At 66.5% G+C, this 24,322-nt stretch carries 19 protein-coding genes; 4 read left to right on the plus strand and 15 right to left on the minus strand.

Annotation, left to right across the window (positions count from 1 at the left end):
* Positions 1-41: 41 nt before the first annotated feature.
* The 3 genes from E0E18_RS06465 to E0E18_RS06475 all read right to left on the minus strand — a co-directional run bounded on the left by E0E18_RS06465 (position 42) and on the right by E0E18_RS06475 (position 3,421).
* On the minus strand, positions 42-680 hold the full coding sequence (locus E0E18_RS06465; protein WP_202616701.1) for a type III secretion system chaperone family protein: 639 nt from the start codon (positions 678-680) through the stop codon (positions 42-44).
* 112 nt (positions 681-792) lie between these two features.
* The gene (gene mshA / locus E0E18_RS06470) at positions 793-2,133 is read right to left on the minus strand and encodes a D-inositol-3-phosphate glycosyltransferase (RefSeq protein ID WP_130839812.1); all 1,341 of its coding nucleotides are present in this window, start codon (positions 2,131-2,133) and stop codon (positions 793-795) included.
* 25 nt (positions 2,134-2,158) lie between these two features.
* Positions 2,159-3,421 (minus strand): UDP-N-acetylmuramate dehydrogenase, encoded by a 1,263-nt coding sequence (locus E0E18_RS06475; protein ID WP_419866044.1) that lies wholly within the window; start codon positions 3,419-3,421, stop codon positions 2,159-2,161.
* Between the two features lie 158 nt (positions 3,422-3,579).
* Between E0E18_RS06475 and E0E18_RS06480 the strand changes: the two genes are divergently transcribed.
* Positions 3,580-4,080 (plus strand): DUF2505 domain-containing protein, encoded by a 501-nt coding sequence (locus E0E18_RS06480; RefSeq protein ID WP_066584541.1) that lies wholly within the window; start codon positions 3,580-3,582, stop codon positions 4,078-4,080.
* A 127-nt stretch (positions 4,081-4,207) separates the two neighbouring features.
* Positions 4,208-5,107 carry an LmeA family phospholipid-binding protein gene (locus E0E18_RS06485; protein ID WP_237559658.1) on the plus strand — a complete coding sequence of 300 codons (900 nt, stop codon included), beginning with the start codon at positions 4,208-4,210 and terminating at the stop codon, positions 5,105-5,107.
* A 63-nt stretch (positions 5,108-5,170) separates the two neighbouring features.
* Here E0E18_RS06485 and deoC read toward each other — a convergent pair whose 3' ends face one another.
* From deoC to E0E18_RS06535, 10 genes are all read right to left on the minus strand, one after another.
* Positions 5,171-5,833 (minus strand): deoxyribose-phosphate aldolase, encoded by a 663-nt coding sequence (gene deoC, locus E0E18_RS06490; RefSeq protein ID WP_130841258.1) that lies wholly within the window; start codon positions 5,831-5,833, stop codon positions 5,171-5,173.
* A 47-nt stretch (positions 5,834-5,880) separates the two neighbouring features.
* Complete coding sequence (locus tag E0E18_RS06495; protein WP_066584543.1) at positions 5,881-6,186, minus strand: DUF2516 family protein; 306 nt, start codon at positions 6,184-6,186, stop codon at positions 5,881-5,883.
* 39 nt (positions 6,187-6,225) lie between these two features.
* Positions 6,226-7,527, minus strand: coding sequence for a DUF445 domain-containing protein (locus tag E0E18_RS06500; RefSeq protein WP_066584545.1), 1,302 nt, complete (start codon positions 7,525-7,527; stop codon positions 6,226-6,228).
* A gap of 151 nt (positions 7,528-7,678) precedes the next feature.
* Complete coding sequence (locus E0E18_RS06505) at positions 7,679-8,017, minus strand: hypothetical protein (RefSeq protein WP_066584548.1); 339 nt, start codon at positions 8,015-8,017, stop codon at positions 7,679-7,681.
* A 154-nt stretch (positions 8,018-8,171) separates the two neighbouring features.
* Complete coding sequence (locus E0E18_RS06510) at positions 8,172-8,921, minus strand: succinate dehydrogenase/fumarate reductase iron-sulfur subunit (protein WP_066584552.1); 750 nt, start codon at positions 8,919-8,921, stop codon at positions 8,172-8,174.
* Positions 8,921-10,954, minus strand: a complete 2,034-nt coding sequence (locus E0E18_RS06515; RefSeq protein ID WP_110480993.1) for a fumarate reductase/succinate dehydrogenase flavoprotein subunit — start codon at positions 10,952-10,954, stop codon at positions 8,921-8,923. The genes E0E18_RS06510 and E0E18_RS06515 overlap by 1 nt, the downstream gene beginning before the upstream one ends.
* Before the next feature lie 29 nt (positions 10,955-10,983).
* Entirely contained in the window at positions 10,984-11,724 is a 741-nt protein-coding gene (locus E0E18_RS06520; protein WP_066584557.1) for a succinate dehydrogenase cytochrome b subunit, read from the minus strand.
* Positions 11,725-11,951: 227 nt separating this feature from the next.
* Complete coding sequence (locus E0E18_RS06525) at positions 11,952-14,696, minus strand: glycoside hydrolase family 65 protein (protein ID WP_130839814.1); 2,745 nt, start codon at positions 14,694-14,696, stop codon at positions 11,952-11,954.
* Complete coding sequence (locus tag E0E18_RS06530; protein ID WP_130839816.1) at positions 14,689-15,516, minus strand: HAD family hydrolase; 828 nt, start codon at positions 15,514-15,516, stop codon at positions 14,689-14,691. The genes E0E18_RS06525 and E0E18_RS06530 overlap by 8 nt, the downstream gene beginning before the upstream one ends.
* 182 nt (positions 15,517-15,698) lie before the next feature.
* Positions 15,699-17,903 carry a malate synthase G gene (locus E0E18_RS06535; protein WP_110480990.1) on the minus strand — a complete coding sequence of 735 codons (2,205 nt, stop codon included), beginning with the start codon at positions 17,901-17,903 and terminating at the stop codon, positions 15,699-15,701.
* Positions 17,904-18,339: 436 nt separating this feature from the next.
* Between E0E18_RS06535 and aceA the strand changes: the two genes are divergently transcribed.
* Complete coding sequence (aceA, locus tag E0E18_RS06540; protein ID WP_110480989.1) at positions 18,340-19,632, plus strand: isocitrate lyase; 1,293 nt, start codon at positions 18,340-18,342, stop codon at positions 19,630-19,632.
* A gap of 183 nt (positions 19,633-19,815) precedes the next feature.
* Here aceA and E0E18_RS06545 read toward each other — a convergent pair whose 3' ends face one another.
* Together E0E18_RS06545 and lpdA are read right to left on the minus strand one after the other, a co-directional pair.
* On the minus strand, positions 19,816-20,967 hold the full coding sequence (locus E0E18_RS06545) for a hypothetical protein (RefSeq protein WP_237559659.1): 1,152 nt from the start codon (positions 20,965-20,967) through the stop codon (positions 19,816-19,818).
* A gap of 54 nt (positions 20,968-21,021) precedes the next feature.
* Positions 21,022-22,446 carry a dihydrolipoyl dehydrogenase gene (gene lpdA, locus E0E18_RS06550; protein WP_110480988.1) on the minus strand — a complete coding sequence of 475 codons (1,425 nt, stop codon included), beginning with the start codon at positions 22,444-22,446 and terminating at the stop codon, positions 21,022-21,024.
* A 490-nt stretch (positions 22,447-22,936) separates the two neighbouring features.
* On the opposite strand from lpdA, the gene E0E18_RS06555 reads away from it, so the two are divergent.
* On the plus strand, positions 22,937-24,280 hold the full coding sequence (locus E0E18_RS06555) for an alpha/beta hydrolase (protein WP_066589794.1): 1,344 nt from the start codon (positions 22,937-22,939) through the stop codon (positions 24,278-24,280).
* The last annotated feature ends 42 nt before the right edge of the window (positions 24,281-24,322 follow it).

Here is a 24,322-nt window from a genome sequence, read left to right on the forward strand (position 1 = left end):
CGGAGCCCGACCGCTGTCACCGAAAGGGGACCGGACGCCTGCTAGGACGACGGTGGAACCGGCGCTCCCCGGCCGGGAACCGGGACGGAGGCCCCGTCCTCCACCGTGGCGTCCTCCCCCTGCTCCCCCGGCCCCTGCTCCCCCGGCCTCTGCTGCCCCTGCCCGTTCCCGGCACCGTCAGACGGACGCAGCTTCCCGAACGCCTGCAGGTTCCGGGTCGACTCACCACGCTTGAGACGCCACTCCCACTCCCTGCGGATAGAGCTCTCGAACCCTGTCTCGAGGATCCGGTTGAAGTCTCCGTCCGCCAGCTCCAGCACGGTGCCGAGGATCACCTGCACGTCGTCTGGGGTGAGCGCGTCGGTGAACTGGCCCGCCAGGTAGATGTCGGAGTTGTTGTCCAGGGTGTAGTGGACACCGAAGGTCTTCCGGTTGTGCTGCAGAAGCAGCCGGTAGACCTCCGCCTCGTTCTCCTCGACGGCGCGGCAGACGAAAGCCTCCACCCTCACCCCGTTGTCCTGGGGGATGAACAGGGTGTTCGTCTTCAGTCTCCGCTCCCCCGGCAACGCGACCAACGCTATGCCGTTGGAGACCGTGTACCCGGTTCCCCCGCGCTCCGGGTCACCGTCCGGACCTCCGAGCGCGGCATCCAGCAGGTCCGTCAACTGTGCGAGTTCCATACCCCCGAATCTACCCCGGGACCGGGCCCGCCACCGGCGTTCCCCGCAGGACCCCGCGCAGACCCCTGCCTGCCCCTGAGCGGACCCCTGCCGGCCCTGGAGCGGACCCGGATCACAGGGGACCCTGCGGTACCCCGTGGGCGGCACGGAACGGTGAATCCACGACCCCGTCCCCGAGAACCTCCGTGTACACGTCGAGCAGCTTCTCGACCGTCGAGTCCCAGGAATAGGTCAACGCGTGGGCGGGAGCCGCGGCACCCATTGCGATACGCAGCTTGTCGTCGAGGACCAGCTCCTCCAGTGCCTTCGCCCACACTTCCGGGTCATGGCCGTCGACAAGCAGACCGCTCGTCCCCTCAGCCACGGTGAGGGGCAGCCCACCGACCCTGGCGGCGACGACCGGCGTCCCCGACGACTGGGCCTCCAGGGCCACCAGCCCGAAGGATTCGTTGTAGCTGGGGACCGCGATGATGTCCGCCGCCTGGTACACGGTCACGAGTTCCTCGGGAGGGCGCGGCGACAGGAAGCGCACGTACCCCGACACCCCCAGTGACGCCGCGAGATCGTGGAGTTCGTCAGGCCTCTCCAGACCCGTTCCCGACGGTCCACCGCAGATGACGACACGGATGTTCTGCTCCGGATGACGACGGATGAGCTCCGCCGCCGCGCGCAGGAGCACATGGGGACCCTTGAGCGCCTGCAGTCGCCCGATGAAGGCGATGACCTTGGCTCGCAGCGGAATGCCGAGTTCGCGGCGGGCACGTTCGGTGGCACGGTCAGATCCCGGAGTGAACCTGCCGACATCCACCCCCGGGGCGATGACCGAGATACGCCGGGGGTCGGCGTCGTAGGCCTCCACAATGGCCGCTGACTCGTCCTCCGTGTTCACGATGATCCGGTCGGCGTTGTCCACGATCTGCTGCTCACAGATGCGCCGGGACTCCGGTTCAGGGGTGTCCCCCTCCGCCAGCCCGAGGTTCTTCACCGCGGCCCAGGTGTGTGCGGTGTGCACCAGCGGCACCCCCCACAGGTCGCGCAGCAGCCAACCGACCTGCCCGGACAGCCAGTAGTGCGAGTGGATGAGATCATAGGCTCCCGCACCCGTACGCCCGCAGGTCGTGCGTTGACCCGCCCCGCCCCCGGCACTGCCCTGCGCCTCGGACCGGACGAACGCGATGACCGATCCGGTGAACGCCGCCAGCTGGGTGGGCAGTGACTCCTTCGGCAGTCCCTCGAAGGGGCCCGAGACACAGTTGATGACCCGGAACCCCGGTTCAACCTCGACTACCTCCCCCTGGGACGCCCTGGTCGCCCTGGTGAACACGTCGACCTGCGCCCCGTGGGAAGCAAGATGGGAGGCGACGTTACGGATGTAGACGTTCATGCCCCCGGCGTCCCCGATCCCGGGCTGTTCCAGGGGTGAGGTGTGCATGGAGATCATCGCGACGCGCATGACCGCCCATGTTACGTCCGGGGAGCTACTCCGGCAGTGTCACACCGACCCACACGGGTTCGGGGACGAGACTCACACCGAAGGCCTCGCGGACCCCGTCACGCACCGCCACCGCAAGAGCGACGATGTCGCTGCAGGACGCCCCGCCCCGGTTCGTCAGCGCGAGAGTGTGTTTCGTCGACAGTCCCGCCCTCCCGGTGCCGCCCTGCGCGGCCGGGACCTGCCACCCTTTCGGGAAACCGGCGTGTTCTATCAGCCAGGCGGCGGAGAACTTGAACGCGGGTGCGGCCTCACCGCCGTCAGTCCCGCCGGCCCCGCCGTCACGGGGACCGGAGGGAACCGTGACCGGGTAACAGGGCATCGACCCGGCCACCGCGGCCCCGCACCGGGCCGTGACCTTCGCTGCCACGGCGTCCCTGGCGTCCTCCCCCTCCACCACAGGATTGGTGAAGAACGACCCCGCCGACCAGGTGTCATGGTCGGCCGGGTCGAGGACCATGCCCTTGCCGCGCCGCAGCTCCAGGACCGCCTCCCTGACATTCCTGACAGGACGCCGCGGAGCAGTCTCCTTCTCGCTGACGCCCAGTCGGCGGGCCAGCTCGCCGAAGCGCAGGGGGGCGGAGAGACCGTCGGTCGTCAGGCGGAACTCCACAGCGGTGACGACACCACGGGCGGTGAACTTCAGGTTCGAGTACCGGTACGCCAGGTCGAGGGAGCCCGGTTCCACCCAGGCCAGTTCACCGGTGGACCTGTCCAGCAGCTGGACACGGTGGAGACAGCGCGAGACCTCGGCACCGTACGCACCGATGTTCTGCACCGGGGCGGCGCCGACGGTGCCGGGGATGCCGGAGAGACACTCAAGGCCGCCGTAACCGGCGTCACCCTGGGCCACGGTCCAGGCCACGAGATCGTCCCATACCGTCCCGGCGGCGGCTCTGACGACAACCTCACCCGCGGCGTCCACTCCGACGACGGACGGTGGCGTGCCGGCCACCGGCACCACAGCGACGAGACCGGAGACATCGTCACCGACGACAAGATTCGAACCACCACCGACGACAAGCAGCGGCACTCCTGCCCGGTCCAGCCCGCGGACCGTCCGGGCCAGAGCGGTGGAGGTCGCACACTCCAGGGTTGCCGCCGGACTCCCGCCGACCCGCAGGGTCGTCATCTCGGAGAATGCCCTGTCTCGCAGGGACACTCCGTCAACGTCACGGGCCAGCGACACGGCCAGCGACAGGGCCGGCGACTCGGACGGGGACACGGGAAGGGACACGGGAAGGGACACGGACGGGGACCGGGCCGGTACACCGGCAGGTGACCCGGGTGAGACGGTCGGGTCTGGCACATCCGGCACCGTGTGACCGTGACCGGTCACCTCCGGTGAGGGGGCGGGACGGGGACTGGGGTCAGCGGAACTCACCCCGCTTACCGTAGTCTGTTCGCATGACTACTCACATCGAAACCTCGGCCACGGTCAATGCACCGGTCGAGAAGGTGTTCGCAGCCCTCAGCGACCGTGCGTACTGGGAGTACGACGCCGCCAATCTCTCCGATGAACCCGGACAGGTCGCCGAGTTCTCTGCGGACGGTGGAGTCGACGTCACCCTCTACGAGGTCCTCCCCACAGACGCCCTGCCCGAGGCGGTCCGGTCCATGGTGTCCCAGAACCTCAAGCTCAAGCGGGTCATCCACTTCGGCGAACTCACCGACGACGTCTCCAACGGCGACATGAGCGCCGAGATCAAGGGCGCCCCCGTGAAGTTCACTGCCGAGCTCACCCTCGTCGGCGAGAACGGTGCGACCACCCTGGAGGCCGAATCCGACGTCGACGTCAAGATCCCCATGATCGGCGCCGTCATCGAGCCCAAGGTTGCTGACGCGGTGAAGTCCATCCTCATCAACGAGGCCGCCCTCATCGAGAAGTGGATCGCGGAGCAGGCCTGACCACTCCCGCACCACTCTCCCGTGACTCCCCGTCACTCCCCCGGAGCCGGCGGAACAGTGCGCACTGCCGGGGTGCTGACAACCCCGCTGTGGAAATGCAGGGTCCCTGTGGGTCACACTGGTAGGTGTGAGCCATCACCAGAATCAACCCGCCAGCACCCGTCGGCCCGGACGCGCACTGAAGATCACCGTCACGGTGGTCCTCCTGGTCGTCCTCCTGCTCGTGGCAGCAGAAGTCGGCCTGCGCGCGTACATGAAGAGCCAGATAGCCGACAGGGTGGAGAACTCCGCCACCGCCCAGGGCATCCAGCTCACCGGAACGCCGTCGGTGAGCATCGACCGTTCTCCCCTGCTGCTCGGTCTGGTACGGGGGAAGGTCCCCGGCCTCACCGTCGACATCCCCTCCAGTCTCTCCGTGGACTACGAGGACAGTGACCGCTCCCGGCCGGTCATCACCGGCCAGCCGGCGGCGACCGTCACCGCCAGGGACGTCGACGCCACCGGTGACGACCCCCTCGTCGGGGAGTTCACCGTCAGTTCGCTGCTCCCCCCGGAGTACCTCCTCGCGGTGATCCAGAAGTCCGCGGCAGAGTCCGGCACAGCCACCGGAGCGGGGGATGCGGCAGGCCTGATGGGAGGCCTGCTGCAGGTCACCGCAGTGACACCCGACGCGGACTCCGGTGTGCTCGACATCGAGATCAGTGGCGGACTGGCGACGGTGTCGATGAGCCCGACCGTGACCGACGGCGCGCTCAGTTTCGACGTCGCCGACGTCAAGATCTTCGGACTCAGTCTCCCGGAGGAACTCACCGCAGGACTTGCGGACTCACTCCGCCAGTCGGTGACCTCCACCGACCGCCTCTCGATCACGGACGCGGTGGTCGACGCCGGAGGCCTGAACGTCCGCCTGAGCGGCAACGACCTGCGGATCAACGACATCACCTCAGAAGTCGACGGCATCACCGTCGGAGCCGTCACCCCTGGTGGGACCGGGACCGGGACCGACGGAACTCCGGCGGCCGTCTGATCCCTCAGTCCCGGTCTGACCCCTCATCCGGTCAACGCCGTCCTGCACCCCCTGCCGTCCGGGTCAGTTCAGGGGGGCTCCGGCGAGAACCGCCTCCGGCGCGGACACCCCCAGGCGGGTGGCACCCGCGCCGATCATCGCCACCGCGGTCCCCCAGTCGCGGATTCCCCCGGACGCCTTCACCCCGAGCCCCGGCCGCCCCGGACGTGCCCCGACCTCGTCGGCCATGATCCTGACCGCCTCCACCGTCGCGCCCCCCGCCGGGTGGAACCCGGTCGAAGTCTTCACGAAATCCGCCCCCGCCGTCGCGGCCGCCCGACATGCCGTCCTGAGCTGTTCCTCGTCAAGAAGTGCAGACTCCACGATCACCTTCAGCACCACCGGAGCCGGGACCGCCTCCCTGACGCAGACGATCTCGGAGACGAGGGCGTTCACGTCGCCAGCCAGGGCGGCGGCCACGTCGATGACCATGTCAACCTCGTCCGCGCCCGCCGACACCGCCAGTCGTGCCTCGCTGGCCTTCACCAGCGGATGGTGCTTGCCTGAGGGGAAGCCCGCCACCGTCGCGACCCGCAGCTGCGCTGCATCCGCCCCGCGGAACTCGCGCAGGGGAAGCATCGACGGAGACACGCACACCGCCCCGCAGCCCAGACGTACGGCGTCCTCCACCAGCACGGCAACGTCCCTGCGGGACGCCTCCGGTCGCAGGAGCGTGGCGTCCGTCATCGCCGCAACCTGGGCCCGGGAAAGGTCCCCGGACGCCCGGACGCCACTCACTGCGCGTTCCCCAGTACCTCACGGATCGACGGGCGCACGTCCTGCCAGTAGACTCCGACAACCACCGCACCGATGATCCAGATGAACTGGACGTTCAGGGGGACCAGCAGCACAATTCCTGCGGCCGACCCTGCCAGGGCCAGGATCCAGTTCGTCTTCTTCCGGTCGATGACGTAGAAGGCGTCCTCCCTGGTCATGGCCGCCTGGACGGCACCGACCACGGCCAGCACGACGACAAGGGCCTGTATGACCAGCTCCAGGATCGCGAGAGCCTGGAAGCCGTATATGACGGGATTGTCCATGGTCGCCGAGTCTACCGTCCACACCCCGCAGCCGCGTCCTCAGAGCATCCCGAAGACAAGCTCGGACAAGGTGTAGATCGCCAGGCCGGCCAGAGCCCCGACCACCGTACCGTTGACCCGGATGAACTGGAGATCCTTGCCCACCATCAGTTCGATGCGGTCACTGGCCTCGTCCGCGTCCCAGCGCTCCACAGTCTCGCCGATGATCCCGGTGACCTCCCCCGCATAGTTCTCGGCAAGGTAGGACGCCGCGCCCACGATCCGGCGGTCCAGGTCCTCCCGCAGTTCCCGTTCGGTGCGCACTCTGGTGGCGAACGCCGTCACCCAGGCGACGATCCTGCGTCTCAGCAGCGACTCCGGGTCCCGGGCCATGTCCGTCAACGTTGAGCGCAGGCTCTCCCACAGGTTCGCGGGCAGGGCACGGACAGGAGCCGAACCGAGAATGTCGCCCTTGAGGTCCTCGACCCTGCGGATCATCGCCGGATCATCCTGCAGGTCCTGCGACAGCTGCAGCAGGAATCTGCGGATGGCATGCCTGGCCTCGTGGTCAGGGTCCTCCCGGACGTCCCGGGTGAAGGCGACGAGCTCCCGGTGGACTCTGTCTCCGACAAGATCCCGGACGAACTGCGGCGCCCAGGTGGGTGTCCTCTCGTCCAGCAGCCGCGCCACGAGATCGCCACTGCCCGTGGCCTTCTCGTCGAGCCACACCACCACCGCGTCCACGGCCGGTTCCACTTTCCCGTCCTCGATGAGCTGCTGGAGGGCCCTGCCCAGAGGGGGACCCCATTCCGGCTCGGCGGCACGGTCGATGACCAGGGTGCGGATGAGCTGTTCCGCCTCCGCAGCGTCAATGCCGTTGACGACCAGGTCGACGAGGCGTGCCGCCTCGGCTCCTGTGCGTTCCGCACCTCCCCGGTCGAGAACCCACCCGGCGGCACGTTCCGGGATCCGGGCGTCCTCCAGTTTCCTGGCGATGAGGGTCGCGTTGAGGAAGTTCTCCCCGACAAATTCGCTGAGAGACCTTCCGACCTGGTCCTTCTTCTGCTTGATGATGGCCGTGTGCGGGACGGGGATTCCGAGGGGATGGCGGAACAGAGCGGTCACGGCGAACCAGTCCGCCAGCGCACCGACCATCCCTGCCTCCGATGCGGCGCGCAGGTAGCCCGTCCAGGCCCCGTCCCTGCCCGTCGCCTCCGTCCACCTGCAGAACAGGTAGACCAGGGTGGCGAAGACAAGAAGTCCGGTGGCGACGGCCTTGTGGCGGCGGAGATCCCGACGGCGTTCGGCCTCGACTTCAGGCGACGGGCCGGGGACGGGCAGCGGTGCGGTGGGCGTGGTCACCGCTCCAGTATCCCATCCCCGCTGACGGTGCCGTGACAGCAGGACGCCCCGTGCTCCGCGTCAACGGCGGAGAACGGGGCGAACTGCACTGAAACCACTGGAGGAGGTGCCGACCTGCCGGGTGTCCACCCGGCGGCCCGACGTGTGGCTGTCAGATACGGCCGGTGGCTTTCTGGTACCGGTGGTACGGTGTCCGTCCCACGTGGATCAGGTAGGAGCCGAGGGCGAAGAGGAAGACAGCCGCGATGATTCCGACGGTACCGATCACGTTGCCGTGCTCAGCCATCGGCGAGGTCGTGTCCGCCCCTGCGGCGAACCCGTAGACGAAAGTGCCGAAACCGGCGACAGAGGACAGGAGGATTCCCATCCCGATCCAGGTTGCCGCCCGGTGCAGTGACGAGTACGGGGAGTCCCAGCTGGACGGGACGAAGCCGGGGAGGTAACCGAGATCCTTGTCGGTGACATCGACGCTGGTGCCGTGAGCAGACATTGTTTCCTCTTTCATCTGTGTTGACTACTGGTGAGTGTAGAACACTCCCGGTCCCGCCACCGAAGCGGAGAGGAGACACCGGGATCTCCTCCCCCTGCCCGGGTGTGGCAGACAGTCGACGACGACCCGGTGGTCCCTGTTCGACCCGGTGGGCCTAGTCGTCCTTGCCCCGGAGCGCGGCGCGGGCACGTTCCTTGGTGATCGCCGCCACCGCGGTCAGGGGGATGCCGGCAGGGCAGACGTCCGCACACTCGCCGTAGAGGGAGCAGGGACCGAAGGTCTGCTCGATCTCGTCCACCATGTTGCGGGCACGGCGTCCCCGTTCCATCCGGCCCATCGGGGACAGGGTGAGGTGCACGAGCTTGGCGCCGGTGAACAGGTGGGCCGCACCGTTGGGGCACGCGGCGACACAGGCACCGCAGCCGATGCACGCTGCATGGTCGAGTGCCAGCTCGGCATCGTGGTGGTTGACCAGCAGATGGTCGGCGTCCGGGGCGGTGCCGGCCATGATGGAGACGAATCCGCCCTTCTCCATCACCCGGTCCAGCGCGGAGCGGTCGACGACCATGTCCTTGATCACCGGGTATGCCGCGGAGCGGAGGGGTTCGAGCTTGAGGGTGTCACCGTCGTTGAAGCTGAACAGCCGCTGCTGACAGGCCGGCTTGTTCTTGTCGGGGCCGTGGGGACGGCCGTTGACGAGGAGCCCGCAGGTTCCGCAGATGCCTTCACGGCAGTCGGAGGCGAAGGCGAAGGGTTCCTTGCCCGCCTCCACGTACCCGGAGTTCACGTGGTCGAGAAGCTCCAGGATGGACATGGATTCAACGGCGTCGGGGACGTCCACGGACTCGAAGTGTCCCTGGGAGTTGCGGTCCGCCTGCCGCCAGATTTCAAGATGCAGTTTCATTACTTGTAGTTCCTTGTCATCAGCGGGATGCGGTCGAAGTACAGGGGCTCGGAGTGCCTGATGAACTTCTCCTCACCGGCCGGTTCCCATGCGGACACGAAGCACCAGTTGTCGTCGTCGCGCTTCGCCTCGCCTTCCTCGTCGAGGTGGTCCTCCCGGTAGTGGGCACCACAGGACTCGTCACGGTCCAGGGCGTCCACGCACATCAGTTCACCGAGGTTGAGGTAGTCGGCGACGCGGACGGCGTACTCGAGCTGCTGGTTCATCTCATAGCGGCCACCAGGCACGAAGACGTTCTCCCAGAAGTCCCGGCGTACCGCCCGGATCTCCTCGATACCCTCCTGCATGTCCTTGACGTTGCGGGCGACACCACAGCAGCGGTAGAGGATCTCACCGAGCTGACGGTGGTAGTACTCCGCGCCGTGCGGGTTCGGTCCACGGATGTTGAGGATGCGGTCCAGCCGCTCCTCGGCCCTGCGCAGCGCGGCCTTGGCGGCCTCCGACTCCGGATCCGGCACATCGGTACCGAGCAACGGTGCGAGGTAGTTGGGGATGGTGAACGGCAGGGTGAACCAGCCTTCCACCGACGAGGACAGCAGGGAGTTGGCACCGAGCCGGTTGGCACCGTGGTACATCCAGGAGGACTCACCGGAGCAGAAGAGTCCGGGGATGGAGGTCATCTCGTGGAAGTCGGTCCACAGCCCACCCATGGTGTAGTGGCAGGTCGGGGCGATGCGCATCGGCGTCTTGTAGGCGTTGTCGCCGATGGCTTCCTCGTACATCTGGATGAGGTTGGAGTAACGCTCCCTGATGACGTCCTCGCCGAGGTTCTTGATGGCGTGGGTGAGGTCCAGGTACACGGAGTTGTGCTTCGGTCCGACACCGTATCCGGCGTTGATCTGCTGCGCATTGGCACGGGACGCGATGTCGCGGGGCACCAGGTTGCCGAAGGCCGGGTACCGGCGCTCGAGGAAGTAGTCACGCTCGTCCTCGGGGATCGTCATCGGATCCCGGTCGTCGCCCTTCTTCTTCGGGGTCCAGATCCGACCGTCATTGCGCAGAGACTCCGACATGAGGATGGTCTTCGACTGCCAGTCGGAGTTGACCGGCAGTCCCGTCGGGTGGAACTGCACGAACGACGGGGACGCCATGTAGGCGCCCTGCTCGTAGGCACGCATGATCGCGCTGGCGTTGGAGTTCTTCGCCAGGGTGGACATGTGGTAGACGTTGCCGTACCCGCCGGTGGCGAGAACGGTCACGTGACCAGTGTGCACGCTGAGTTCGCCGGTGATGATGTTGCGGGTGACGATGCCCTTGCAGACCCCGTCCTCGACGATGACGTCCTGGACGTCGGAGTGGGTGAAGATCTCCACGTGTCCGGCGCCGATCTGACGGTACAGTGCCGAGGTCGTCGCCAGCTGCAGCTGCTGTCCGGTCTGGCCGCGGGTGTAGAAGGTGCGGGAGACCTGCACACCACCGAAGGACCTGTTCGCCAGCGTTCCGCCGTACTCACGGGAGAACGGGGCGCCGATGGCGTTCATGTGGTCGATGACCTTCGGGGACTCCATGGCCAGACGCCAGCAGTCATTCTCCCGGCAGCGGTAGTCCCCTCCCTTCACCGTGTCCTTGGTGTGGTTGTAGGTCGAGTCGTTGTCCAGCCGCTTGGCGCGCGAGGAGTTCACGCCACCCTGCGCGGCGATGGAGTGCGCGCGGCGGGGGCTGTCGTGGTACGTGAACACCTTCACGTCGTAGCCGAGTTCACCCAGTGCCGCCGCGGCGGCTCCGCCGGCAAGTCCGGTGCCGACGATGAGGACCCTGAACTTCGCACGGTTCAGGGGGGAGACCAGCTTGAAGTGCTCTTTGTCGTACTGCCACTGCTGCTGCTGTGACACCTCGTGCGGGGCATTGTCACCGATGACCTTGCCGACCTGGACGCCGGGGACCTTCGACTCGGGGGCCTGGAAGGCTTTCAGGGCCTCGGCGTAGTCGAAGTCCTCGGTCTGGTTGTGCGGGTGGGGCTTGCTTGTACCCATAAGTGTTCTCTTCTCCTAGTCCGGATCCGCTAGCTGCCGAAGCCGCACAGGACGGCCACAGGGATCGAGATGTTGCCGATCATGACTACCGCCGGGAGCAGGTACGAGATCCACAGGACGACCTGCCGGGTACGGTGACCGGTGATGCCCAGATCCGACGAGGCCAGCCAGATCCCGTGCGTGGCGTGCAGGAAGAGCACGATCATGCAGAGGATGTAGAAGACGGCGACGAGGGGACGCTCGAAGGAGGCGACCAGGTTGTTGTACGCCGCACCGTGCTCGAAGGAGTCACTGGCGACACCCTTGCCGATGGTGAGGTCGAGAATGTGGAAGATGATGAATAGCAGCAGGACGGTACCGGTGCCCAGCATCGAACCGGCGGTGAAGGTGTTGAGGTTCTTCACCTTGCCGTAGCGGCGGTTCTCACCCCTGGACTGCTTGGACCGCATCTTCAGCACCACTGCGCAGTAGACGTGCAGTACCAGGCAGACGATGAGGACCACCCGCAGGATCCACAGGATGGTCTCGTGGGGGAAGACCGGCTCCCCCATCCGGCGCAGGAAAGCAGCGTACTCGTCGAAGTGTTCCTCACCGGTGTAAACCTTGAGGTTTCCCACCATGTGGAACAGGACGAAAAGGACGAAGACGATGCCAGTCACGGCCATCGTCAACTTCATCGCCCAGGACGGGAAATCCGGCTTCTCCCGCAGCGGTCTAATGTTCAGCTTCCCGTGCTCCAGTGCGACGGGATCATCGTATTTAACAGTCATGGCACCTCCAGTGTCAGTGACACTGTACGACTGCCAGAGTGGCAAACACTAACCGGACCCCATCCGGGTGAAGAAGATCACATCCATCCGGGGTCCCTGCCACATCGGACCGTGAGTGCGCAGGTCAGGGGTGCATTCGGCACCGTTGCGAGGTGAGGTTCGCCTGTCCTGACCGTGGCATCCTCCCGCAGAACGTCGCACGCCGCAGCAATTTAGTTATATCTAAATCACTTATCGACGGTGACGATGTCCTGGACGACATCTGTGGCGATACCGGCCTCCACGAGTCCCTGCTCATCGGCGACGAGGGTGGTCTCACCCTCCACCCGGACAGGGCGGGTGCCGACGACCACCTCCTTTCCCATGACCGTGACGGGACCGACCAGACCTTCCCCACCGTCGACGATCTGCAGCTCCACGGCGTCCTCCTCCACGGTCACCCGGACCTGGTACCCCTGCAACGTCACATTGAACTCCAGCGACTCCCAGCCCTCGGGAAGACGGGGGTCGATGCTGAAACGGCCGTAGTCGTCGCGGAAACCGCCGAACCCGAACACCAGGGCACTCCACACTCCCCCGCAGGAGGCGATGTGCACTCCGTCGGCACTGTTGCCGTGCAGGTTCTCGAGGTCGAGGAACAGTCCCCGGAGGAAGAAGTCCATCGCCGTCTCCCGGAACCCCAGCTCCGCGGCCACGATCGACTGCACGACTGCCGACAGTGAGGAGTCGCCCGTGGTAAGCCGGTCGTAGTACGCGTAGTCCCTCTTCTTGATCTCCGCGGGGACGTCGTCACCCTGGAGGAACAGACCTAGCACCACATCGGCCTGCTTGAGCACCTGGTACCGGTAGATGGTCAGCGGATGGTAGTGCAGCAGGAGCGGACGCTTGGGCCCCACCGCCGGATCGTCGAGGTTCCACAGCTGGCGGTTGAGGAACTGGTCGTCCTGCGGGTGGATCTGCATCCCCTCGTCGAAGGGGATGTACATCGCCTTCGCCGCCCTGTCCCACAGGTCCAGTTCGTCGATGGACAGGCCGGAACGGTCGGAGAGTTCCTGGAACGCCTCCGGCCTCTCCCGGCGCATCTGGAGGGCCACGTCCGCCGCGGCACGCAGGTTGTACCGCGCCATGACGTTCGTGTAGAAGTTGTTGTTCACCACGGTGGTGTACTCGTCGGGGCCGGTCACCGAGTGGATCTGGAACTTCTCCCCTGTCGGGTCGAAGAAGCCCAGGGACATGAAGAACCGGGCGGTACCGACGAGGATGTCCACGCCCTCCGACAGGAGGAACTCAGAGTCACCGGTCGCGTAGACGTACTTCATCAGGGCGTAGGCGATGTCCGCGTCGATGTGGTACTGCGCGGTACCTGCGGCGTAGTAGGCACTCGACTCGTGCCCGTTGATCGTGCGCCAGGGGAACAGGACGCCGTCGTGTGAGAGCTCCCGGGCCCGCTCGGTGGCCTGGGGCAGCATGAGGTAGCGGAACCGCAGTGCATTGCGCGAGAACTGCGGGCTCGTGTAGGTCAGGAACGGAAGCGCATAGACCTCCGTATCCCAGAAGTAGTGGCCCCCGTAGCCGGAACCGGTGAGTCCCTTGGCGGGAATCCCCTGTGTCTCGGCCCGGGCGGACGCCTGGATCAGCTGGAAGAGGTTCCACCGGACAGCCTGCTGCAGTTCCGGATGGCCGGACACCCGCACGTCCGAACGCCGCCAGAACCGGCCGAGCCACTCCGCCTGATTCGCCATCAGCGTCCGGTACCCCACCTGACGTGCCCGGTTGATGGTCCGCGCACACCGGAAGGCCAGTTCCTCGGCCGACACATGCCGCGAGGAATGGTAGGAGACGAACTTCTCCAGCCGCATCCGCAGACCCCGTGTGCCGTCGACGTGGTACACCACCCGTGCGACATCGTCACGCATCTCGGTGTGGATCTCCACCCCGCCGACCGCGTCCGAGGACGCCGGAACCCCGGAACCGCCTGTGCCCTGCGCCTGAGTCACGTCGAGGACATGGTCCATGCTCACCGCCACGGTCATGCCCGAGTTCGTCACCCGGTACCCCAGGGTGACCCGCTGGTCCTCCGAACTCGCCCGGTAGGTGGGCTGGAAGACCCTCCCCCCGATCTTCTCCGCCTTGCGCGGGTCGGCTCCCCGGTTGACGTCGGCGGCGGCCCGCGCCCGGGCCCGGTCGTCCGCCCCCGAGGACGCCGCGTAGGTGTCGAGGATGCTGGAGAACTCGTCCTCGCCGTCCTGACGGTTGAGGATCTGCGAGGAGATCACCACCGCAGCATCCGAGTCCAGCAGTTCGACCTCGATGCTCATGAGCGCGAGATGCCGTTCCTGGAAGGACACCATCCGGTCGGTGACCACACGGACCCGTTTGCCGGCCTGGGTCCGCCAGATGAAACTGCGTCGTTCCACCCCCTCGCGGAAGTCGACCGTGCGTCCGTAGTCCTCCACCTCGGCGACACCGAGGCGGAGTGGTTCGTCGTCGATGTAGAGACGCATGGCCTTGGCGTCCGGCACCTGGACGATCGTCTGACCTTCGCGGGCGAAACCGTAGGCGTCCTCGGCGTGCTCGATGTTCCACGTCTCGTGGACGCCGTTGATGAAGGTCCCGTGCTCGTGCGAGTCCCGGCCCTCAGGCGGATTGCCACGCATCCCGAGGTAGCCGTTCGACAGCGCGAAGAGAGTCTCTGACTGCCCGAGTTCATCGTCCGTCCGGGCCGGCCGGGTCTCGTGCCAGGCCCACTCATCGACAGGGTGGACGCCACGGTCGATCTGCGTCAACGGATCGACCCCGTCCATGTGCACGTCGGTGCGGTACCCCGGAGGGAAATAGTCTGAGGGATCGGCGGGGCCCGAGCCTGAGCTGCCGGCCCCGGCGGGCCGGGTGGCAACCGAGGCGACGCGCCGCCGCTGGGCCAGAAATGCCTCAAGTCTGTCGTCCGCTCCGGTGGAGCCGTGGTCAGTCATCGATGTTCCCTTCGCTCGGATCGACGTTCAGCGTACCGACCCGCCCGACGAGCTCGTCGAGGTCCGTGACGACAAGATCCGCACCCGCCTCCAGCAGAGCGCGGGCGCCGGCGCCCCGGTCCACCCCGAGCACCAGTCCGAACCCTCCTGCTGCACCCGCCGCCACCCCGGAGGTGGCGTCCTCGACGACCACCGCACGGGAGTTGTCCGTGTCCAGCAGGGACGCCCCGTAGCTGTAGGTGTCCGGGGCGGGTTTGCCGGGCAGTCCCTCCCTGCCAGCCCGGACACCGTCGACGACAACTTCGAAGCGGTCGAGGAGACCTGCCGACCTCAGCACGGGAACCGCGTTGCGGGAGGAGCTCACCACCGCCAGCCTGGTGCCCGTCCCGGCGAGGGCGTCAAGCAGTGCGACAGATCCCGGATACGCGCTGATCCCCTCCCCGAGCAGTCCGAGGAAACGGTCGTTCTTCAGCAGCCCCAGTCCGGTGACCGTGGCGTCCTGCGGCGTGTCCTCCCCCGGTCCACCTCCCGCGGCGGCCCACCTCGGGTCCCCGCGGTCCACCGGCAGGCTGATCCCCCGGGACGCCAGTAGTGCGGCGACACCTTCCGTCCTCGGACGTCCGTCGAGGAAGTCGAAGTAGTCCTGCTCGGTGTACGGGGGGACGCCCCTGTCCGCGAAGTATCTGGTGAACACCTCGGACCAGGCCTGACGGTGCAGGTCAGCGGTAGGTGTGATCACACCGTCAAGGTCGAAGAGCACCGCTGCATAGGCGGCGAGGTCTGGCAGGGGACTCCGGTCTGTCCGGGTGCGGTCCGTCATTCCCCCATCGTAGGGCCACACCCGACCCGATGCGCGCCGGACACGACGGGCGACGGCCGGGCCTGCACGGTGGCGGTGTGTGCCGCCCGTGGCACCTCCACGGCTGCCACCCCGGCACCCCCCGGCACCCCCCGGTCATGCCCTCCCCGGGTCAGGCATCCTGCCTACGGCGAACCCCCCTGTCAGGCGATTCCGTGGAGCTCCTTGAACTCACGGCGCCGGGCGTGGAGGATCGGCTCGGTGTACCCGGAGGGCTGTGACGCCCCCAGCAGCACGAGGTCGCGGGCCGCCTTCCAGGCCACGGAGTTCTCGTAGTCCGGTGCCATGTCACGGTAGGCGGGGTCACCGGCGTTCTGCCTGTCGACCACCTGCGCCATCCGCTTGAAGGCCTCGATAACCTGGTCCTCGGTGACCACGCCGTGCTTCAGCCAGTTGGCCAGCAGCTGAGAGTTGATCCGGCAGGTGGCGCGGTCCTCCATGAGGTCGATGTCGTGGATGTCCGGCACCTTGGAGCATCCGACGCCCTGCTCGACCCAGCGCACGACGTACCCCAGGATCGACTGGCAGTTGTCGTCGAGCTCTTCCTGGATCTCCTCCGGGGTCCACACGGCCTCACCCTCGCCGACCTTCGCGGCTGCGACCGGGACCGTGAGGATCCCGGGCAGGGAGTCACGACGTCCCTCTGTCATCAGCTTCTCCTGGACCGCGAAGACGTCGACGAGGTGGTAATGGGTGGCGTGCAGGGTGGCCCCGGTCGGTGAGGGCACCCATGCCGTGGACGCCCCCTGTTCCGGCTGGGAGATCTTCTGCTCGAGCATCTCCGCCATCAGATCGGTCTTGGCCCACATGCCCTTGCCGATCTGCGCCTTCCCGGACAGGCCGTGGGCCAGCCCGGCGTCGACGTTGTTGTGCTCGTAGGAGTCCATGAACAGGGACGCCTTCAGCTTCGGCTTGCGGAACATCGGCCCGGCGAGCAGCGAGGTGTGGATCTCGTCCCCGGTACGGTCCATGAACCCGGTGTTGATGAACGCCACCCGGTCCGCGATGGCCTCGATACAGGCGTCCAGGTTCACCGACGTCCGCCGCTCCTCGTCCATCAGCCCCACCTTGAGGGTGAACCGGGGCAGGCCGAGGAGATCTTCGACATCGGCGAACAGGTCATTGGTGAAGGCGGACTCCTCCGGACCGTGCTGCTTCGGCTTGACGATGTAGATGGACCCTTCCCTGGAGTTCCTGCGGGGGTTCTCCGGGTCGAGACCGGGGATCGCGCAGGCGGCCGTGATGACGGCGTCCATGATCCCCTCGAAGACCTCTTCGCCGTCGTCGTCGAGGACGGCCGGGTTGGTCATCAGGTGGCCGACGTTGCGGCAGAGCATGGTCGACCGACCGTGAAGCCGGAGTTCGGAACCGTCGCGCGCGGTGAAGTAGCGGTCGTCGTTCTGCTTCCTGGTGAACGTCTTCCCGTTCTTGGTGACCTCTTCGGACAGGGTGCCCAGGTTCAGCCCCAGCCAGTTGCGGTAGCCGAGGACCTTGTCGGTGGCGTCCACCGCGGCGATGGAGTCCTCGAAGTCCATGATGGCGGTGACCGCGGCCTCCAGGACGATGTCCTTGACACCTGCCCTGTCGGTGGCTCCGACCGGTGACTCCGGATCGATCTGGATGTCGATGTGGAGCCCGTTGTGCCGGAGCAGGATCGAGGAGGGGGACGCCGTGTCCCCGGAGTGCCCCACGTAGACCTCGGGCTGCCGGAGGTGCACCTCGTTTCCGTCGATGACGGCGGTCAACTGTCCGGAGGAGATGTCGTAGCGGTCGACGTCGGCGTGAGATCCGGTCTCCAGCGGCACCGCCTCGTCGAGGAACCTGCGTCCCCAGGCGATGACCTTGTCTCCGCGGACCTTGTTGTAGCCCCTTCCCGGTTCTGCTCCCCCGTCCTCCGGGATCGCGTCGGTCCCGTAGAGGGCGTCGTAGAGGGAACCCCAGCGGGCGTTCGCGGCGTTGATCGCGAAGCGTGCGTTGAGGATCGGGACGACCAGCTGCGGGCCTGCGGTGGTGGCGAACTCGGCGTCCACGTTACGGGTGCGGATCTGGAAGTCACCCGGGTCGTCGACGAGGTAGCCGATCTCCTTCAGGAATGCGGTGTACTTCTCCGGGTCCTGCTTGCCCGGGTTCTCGCGGTACCACTGGTCCAGACGTGCCTGGAGGTCGTCACGCTCGGCGAGAAGTTCGCGGTTGCGCGGGGTGTACCTGGCCACGATCGCGCCGAAACCGTCCCAGAAGCTGTCCCGGTCGACCCCGGTGTGCGGCAGAACCTCACCGTTGACGAAGTCGTACAGGGTCTTGGCGACCCTGAGACCCCCGGCGGTGACGCGCTCTGTCTGCTGTGTCATTGAGAACTCCTTCGTTCACATGTCGACTTGTCCGCAATACAGTCACCACCCTAGGTGAGCCACATCACGGAAGGGAGCGAACGGTGTCCCGGACGACGCCGTTTCACCCCCGTCCGTCCCCCGTACCGGACACCCGAACGCTGATTCACTTCAGTCTGACAGTAGCGCCTTACGTGACGCAGGTCGCACGTTGTCGCTGCAAGACGCCTTTTTGACCACCTAGTGGGACAATGCTTCCCATTCTGAGAGACGTAATAAAACAGAACGATCGTACTACCCCCGCCGTGTGCTGGATCACGTCTTTGCTTTGACTAGGTCTTTTCCCTCTGTATCCTCGTCCCCAGCAGATCCGGCCGGGGAGCAGCCGCCCCCGGGGTAGCCGGAATCAGCGTTGTTACCGCCATCCTCCACCACTTAAAGGGAGTGTGTTTAGCACATGTCGAACGTCGGACAGCCGCGTACCGCCGCCGAGATCCAGAAGGACTGGGACGAGAACCCCCGTTGGGCCAACGTCCAGCGCGACTACACCGCCGAGCAGGTTGCCGAGCTCCAGGGCACCGTTGTCGAGGAGCACACCCTCGCCCGTCGTGGGGCCGAGATCCTGTGGGACGCCGTCAACGAGCCCGGCGACGGCTACATCAACGCCCTCGGTGCCCTCACCGGTAACCAGGCCGTCCAGCAGGTCCGCGCCGGCCTGAAGGCCGTCTACCTCTCCGGCTGGCAGGTCGCCGGCGACGCCAACCTCGCAGCACAGACCTACCCCGACCAGTCCCTGTACCCGGCGAACTCCGTCCCCGCCGTGGTCCGCCGCATCAACAACGCCCTCTCCCGCGCCGACGAGATCGCCCGCATCGAAGGTGACACCTCCGTCGACAACTGGATCGTCCCGATCGTCGCCGACGGCGAAGCCGGCTTCGGTGGCGCCCTCAACGTCTACGAACTGCAGAAGGCCATGATCACCGCCGGCGCCTCCGGCACCCACTGGGAGGACCAGCTGGCCTCCGAGAAGAAGTGCGGTCACCTGGGCGGCAAGGTGCTGATCCCCACCCAGCAGCACATCCGCACCCTCAACTCCGCCCGCCTCGCAGCGGACGTCTCCAACACCCCGACCGTCGTCATCGCCCGTACCGACGCCGAGGCAGCCACCCTGCTGACCACCGACGTCGACGAGCGTGACCACGAGTTCCTCACCGGCGAGCGGTCCGCAGAGGGCTACTACTACGTGAAGAACGGCATCGAGCCCTGCATCTCCCGTGCCAAGTCCTTCGCCCCCTACGCCGACCTGATCTGGATGGAGACCGGCACCCCGGATCTCGAGCTCGCCAAGAAGTTCGCCGAGGGCGTCCGCTCCGAGTTCCCGGACCAGCTGCTGTCCTACAACTGCTCCCCCTCCTTCAAGTGGTCCGCCCACCTGGACTCCGAGGAGATCGCCAAGTTCCAGAACGAGCTCGGTGCCATGGGCTTCAAGTTCCAGTTCATCACCCTGGCCGGCTTCCACGCCCTGAACTACTCCATGTTCGACCTGGCCTACGGCTACGCCCGCAACCAGATGAGCGCCTTCGTCGACCTGCAGAACCGCGAGTTCACCGCCGCCGAGGAGCGTGGCTTCACCGCCGTCAAGCACCAGCGCGAGGTCGGCGCCGGCTACTTCGACCGCATCGCCACCACCGTCGACCCCAACTCCTCCACCACCGCCCTCAAGGGCTCCACCGAGGAGAAGCAGTTCTAGCTTCCACACCGGAGGGACATGCACGACGTCCCTGACATTCCGCGAAAAGGGCCGGCTGACCTTCAGGGTCAGCCGGCCCTTCTCCCGTCCGTCCCCGACCCTCCCCGTCCGTCCCCGGTTGTCAGCGGACGGTCGCCGTAGCCACCGTAGCCGCCGCAGGTGCTGTCACCGGGGACGCCGGGATCACCGGGGACGCCGCCGGACGTGGAGGCGGGAGGGCGGCTTGTCCTCGTAGAGACCGGTGATCTGACGGCGCAGGTGCTCACGACGGTTGTACGTGGCCTCCCTGATCGCGTCGTCACTGTCGAAACTCGACCCGATCGCCCCGGCCATCGTGCCCAGAGACGCCGTCATCCACGCAAGTTTCGCATAGCCCCAGGGGAAGGGCTCATCGTGGACCTGCATGCGGAAGTAGTTGACGTCCACGATGACCAGCGACATCACCAGCAGCACCAGAAACACCGTGGCGTAGATCATCGAGGCCGCGACGAGCACTGTCCCCACCGTCGCCCAGTTGTCCATCCGGGCACGCCACCTGGCGACGGAATCAGGTTCCCTGTCCGGCCACCGGTTCCACAGTCCGTTGTGGTAGATCAGCCAGAACGTCAGCGCGCCCACCGAGGCCATGCTGATCACTGCCATCCGCAGGATCGTGACGGCATGGGACATCTGCCACATCGAACCGTAGAAGATGCCGTAGGCGCCGGTGGCGACGGCGACCGCCAGGCAGCCGGTGAGCACCTTGTACAGCTGGCCCGGCCGGTTGCCGGCGATCATGCCGAGGAGCAGGCGGATGCCACGGCCGTGTCCGTCGATGACCCTGGTGACGTCGGCGTCGACGTCACCACCCTCGATGTCCCCGCCCTCCGAGACTCTCTCGCGTACCCCGGCACCCGCGGGCCTGCCCTTCAGCAGTCTCCCCAGTTCCTGGCGCAGCCCTTCCTGACAGCGCAGAAGGCCGAACGCCGGCAGGCAGAGCATTGTCGCCCTTCCGTGGTACACGGTCTGACTGATGACCGGACGCCGCGTCGTCAACGGGAGATCAGTGACGTAGATCAGCCGGTCCCAGCCGTAACTGTCGAGAATCCCCGGGGCGGTGTCCGCCAGGCGGACACTGCCGTCCAACCGCATCGGCAGGGTGGCCGTGCGGACCTGGACCAGGGGACCTCCCCCGTCCCCGGACCGGCCCCCCGGACCGTACAGATCATCGGGCGGGACGCCGAGCCGTGCGAGAGCGTTCAGCACCCGCTTCCCCGGCAGCCCGCGGTCGACCATCACCCCGATAACTCCGGATCCGGTCTCCCCGTCACCGTCGGCGAGCGCGCCATCTGACATGGCTGAGATCGTACCCGTCCGCACTCCCGTACGGGAGTGCGGCCCGCCCGCAGACTACAGGTTGATCATATGACCCATGACACCCTCGGCGGCCTCCTTCACGGCCTCCGACAGGGTCGGGTGGGTGTGCACGTTGCGACCGATCTCCTCCGCGGTGAGGTCGAACCTCTGGGCGAGGGTGAGCTCGGGAAGAAGCTCCGAGACATCGGGGCCGACCATGTGGGCGCCGATGAGCTCGCCGTATTCGGCGTCCGCGATGATCTTGACGAAACCTACTCCCTCGTTGAGGCCCTGCGCCTTACCGTTGGCACTGTAGGGGAAGGTCGCGACCTTGATCTCACGGCCGGATTCCTCGGCGCGGGCACGCGCGGCGTCCTCCGTGTAGCCGAAGGAGGCGACCTGCGGGCTGCAGAACGTGGCACGGGGCATGTTCATGTAGTCGCCCAGCTCCTGGGTCTCGGCTCCCGCGATGGTCTCCGCGGCGACGACCCCCTGAGCCTCCGCGACGTGGGCGAGCTGCAGCTTCGCCGTGACATCACCGATCGAGTAGATGTGCGGGACACTGGTCCGCATGTGCTCGTCGATGGCGATCGCCCCCCGCCCGGTGAGCTCGACCCCCGTATTCTCCAGACCGAAGCCCTGCGTCCGAGGGGCGAAACCGATGGAGACCATCACACGGTCTGCGTGGATGGTCTCCGAGGCGGAACCGTCGGCGGCCTCGATGTCGACCTCGACACCCCTGTCCCCGCCGAGGTCACGGACAGCGGTGGTCTTGTGACCGGTCTTCAGGGTGACACCGAGCTTCCTGTACTGCTTGGCGATCTCCTTGGAGACGTCCCTGTCCTCGTTGGGCAGGACGCGGTCCATGAACTCCACGATGGTGATGTCGACGCCGAAGTTGGCCAGCACGTAGGCGAACTCCATGCCGATCGCACCGGCACCGATGATGACCATCGACTTCGGGGCGTTCTCATCGAGGATCTGTTCCTCGAAGGAGACGATGTTGCCGCCGATGGTCACACCGGGCAGGGACTTGACGACCGAGCCGGTGGCGATGATCGCGTTGTCGAAGGTGAGTGTCTTACCGGCGTCCGCGCCGTCGGAGATCTCGACGGTGTGGTCGTCGGTGAACGTTCCGAGACCGTTGATCTCGGTAATGCCGTTCTTCTTCATCAGGAAGTGGACGCCCTTGACGATGCCCGCAGACACTTTCCGCGAGCGTTTGTGCGCGACGGTGTAGTCCATGCTGATGTTCTCACCCGTGATGCCGAAAGCTCGGGCGTCATGGGTCAGGATATGTGCGATGTCCGCGTTGCGGATCAGCGCCTTGGACGGGATACACCCGACGTTCAGGCACACCCCGCCCCAGTACTGTTTCTCGACCACGGCGGTCTTCAGGCCCAGCTGGGCCGCACGGATCGCGGCCACGTACCCACCGGGGCCCGCGCCGACAACTACTACGTCATAATGTTCAGCCACGGAACCGATGATACGTCCTTGTGCCGGAAATATCGTCCCGGGCACCGGCCTGACGGTCAGCGTCGGCCACGGGGTCCGTCAGCTTCCGATGACGAGCACCGGGGCCAGGAAGCTCAGCACGTCGTTGATGATCCCCCCTAAAGCTGAGTTGACGGCAACGACGAACTGGTCGACGGGTGAGAGATTCATGGTGGTGTGCTCCTGTGTCTGACAGTCTGCGGACCCGGCACGGGCCGGGTCACGGTCCGGGGCGCGAAGTGGTTCACGCAGCCCGGCGGATCGGATCGGTACGGGCCGGTTCCGGTCGACCAGCGCACACTACTGTGCACCTGGCCGTGGAACTCGACCGGAATGGACGGTACACGACCCGCCGGAACCGGGGGTGACGACGGGGAACAGCGTCCACGGGCCCTCCCGCCACGGCGGCGTGCATGTTAGTGTGTTCCACGTTCCAACCACCTCACAACGAATGACGAATCACGAGGTCCTGATGCCCGACAACACCACACCGCTCAAGCGACGTTCTCTCAGGATCGCCGCAACAGCACTGGCCGCGACCCTCCCGGTGTGGGCGGTGACCGCCGGACCGGGGGGAGTTGTCCCCACTGCCGCCGCCCAACCCGGGCAGGAGGCCTCCGCCAGCGCTGAACCAGCGGTCGTCGACGGTCCCTTCGACAGCCGCGAGGCAGCCGAGAAGACGAACTACGTCCCTGCCGAGGAGGCCGCGTGGCGCAACCACGTGTACTCCGACACCGGGAGGCTCGACAAGATGGAGGAGTACAAGGTCCATTCCCCCTCCATGAACAGGGACATTCCGGTCGTCGTCATCAGGGCCGACAATGATGTCGTCAATCCTCCCACCCTCTACCTCCTCAACGGTGCCGACGGCGGTACCGGCCTGGCGAACTGGCTGGAACAGACCACCGCCGCCGACTTCTACGGCAACCGTGTCGGCTCGGTGAACGTCGTCATCCCCATGTCCGGTGCCTTCTCCTACTACACCGACTGGGAGCAGCCCTCGGCCCTGGCCGGAGGCGGGGTCCAGAAGTGGGAGACCTTCCTCACCGGCGAGCTGCCCGGCCCGATGGAGAAGAAGCTGGGTACGACCAACCAGCACCGCGCCATCGTCGGAATGTCGATGTCGGCGTCCTCGGTACTCGTGTACGCCGAGCAGCACCAGAACCTCTATGACGCGGTCGCGTCCTACTCTGGCTGCCCCGCCACCTCAGGTGCCGCAGCCTCCACCGTGGATGTCGTCCTGGACCGCGGGAACGCGACCTACGAGGAGATGTGGGGCGACCGCAACGGGGAGACCGCCAGAAGGAACGACGCGCTACTCAACGTCGACAAACTGAGCGGTCAGAAGAACATCTACATTTCGTCCAGCTCCGGCCTCATGGGTGAACACGACGTGCCCTCCGGTGACCGTCTGCGCGGCAACCCCGTCGGCTCCGTGACCCCCGCCGTGGAAGGCGGCGCGATCGAGGCCGTGTCCAACGTCTGCACCCACGCCTTCAAGGCCGCCGCCGACAAGGCGGGAATCGACTCGGACAGGAACAACATCAACTGGAACTTCCGTGACACCGGAACCCACCAGTGGGGTTACTGGCAGGACGACATGTTCCTCTCCTGGCCCACCCTCGCCGCCGGCCTCGGCCTCGACACCGGGGAAGCCGAGAAGAAGGCCAGGCAGGCGGCTGAAGACTACCTCGCGGCCAACCCCGGTGTCGGGGCAGCGGGGTCTGTCCCCCTGCTCATCGACACCTGGAACAACGCCTGGGAGAAGACCTACGGTGACGGGGCAGACGGGAACGGCGAAGGGGCCGGAGCCTGACCGGAGTCACCGGGCGGCCGCCGTCGACGACCCGGGCAGCGG

The organism is Corynebacterium neomassiliense, assembly GCF_900626215.1.
GTDB lineage: Bacteria > Actinomycetota > Actinomycetes > Mycobacteriales > Mycobacteriaceae > Corynebacterium > Corynebacterium neomassiliense.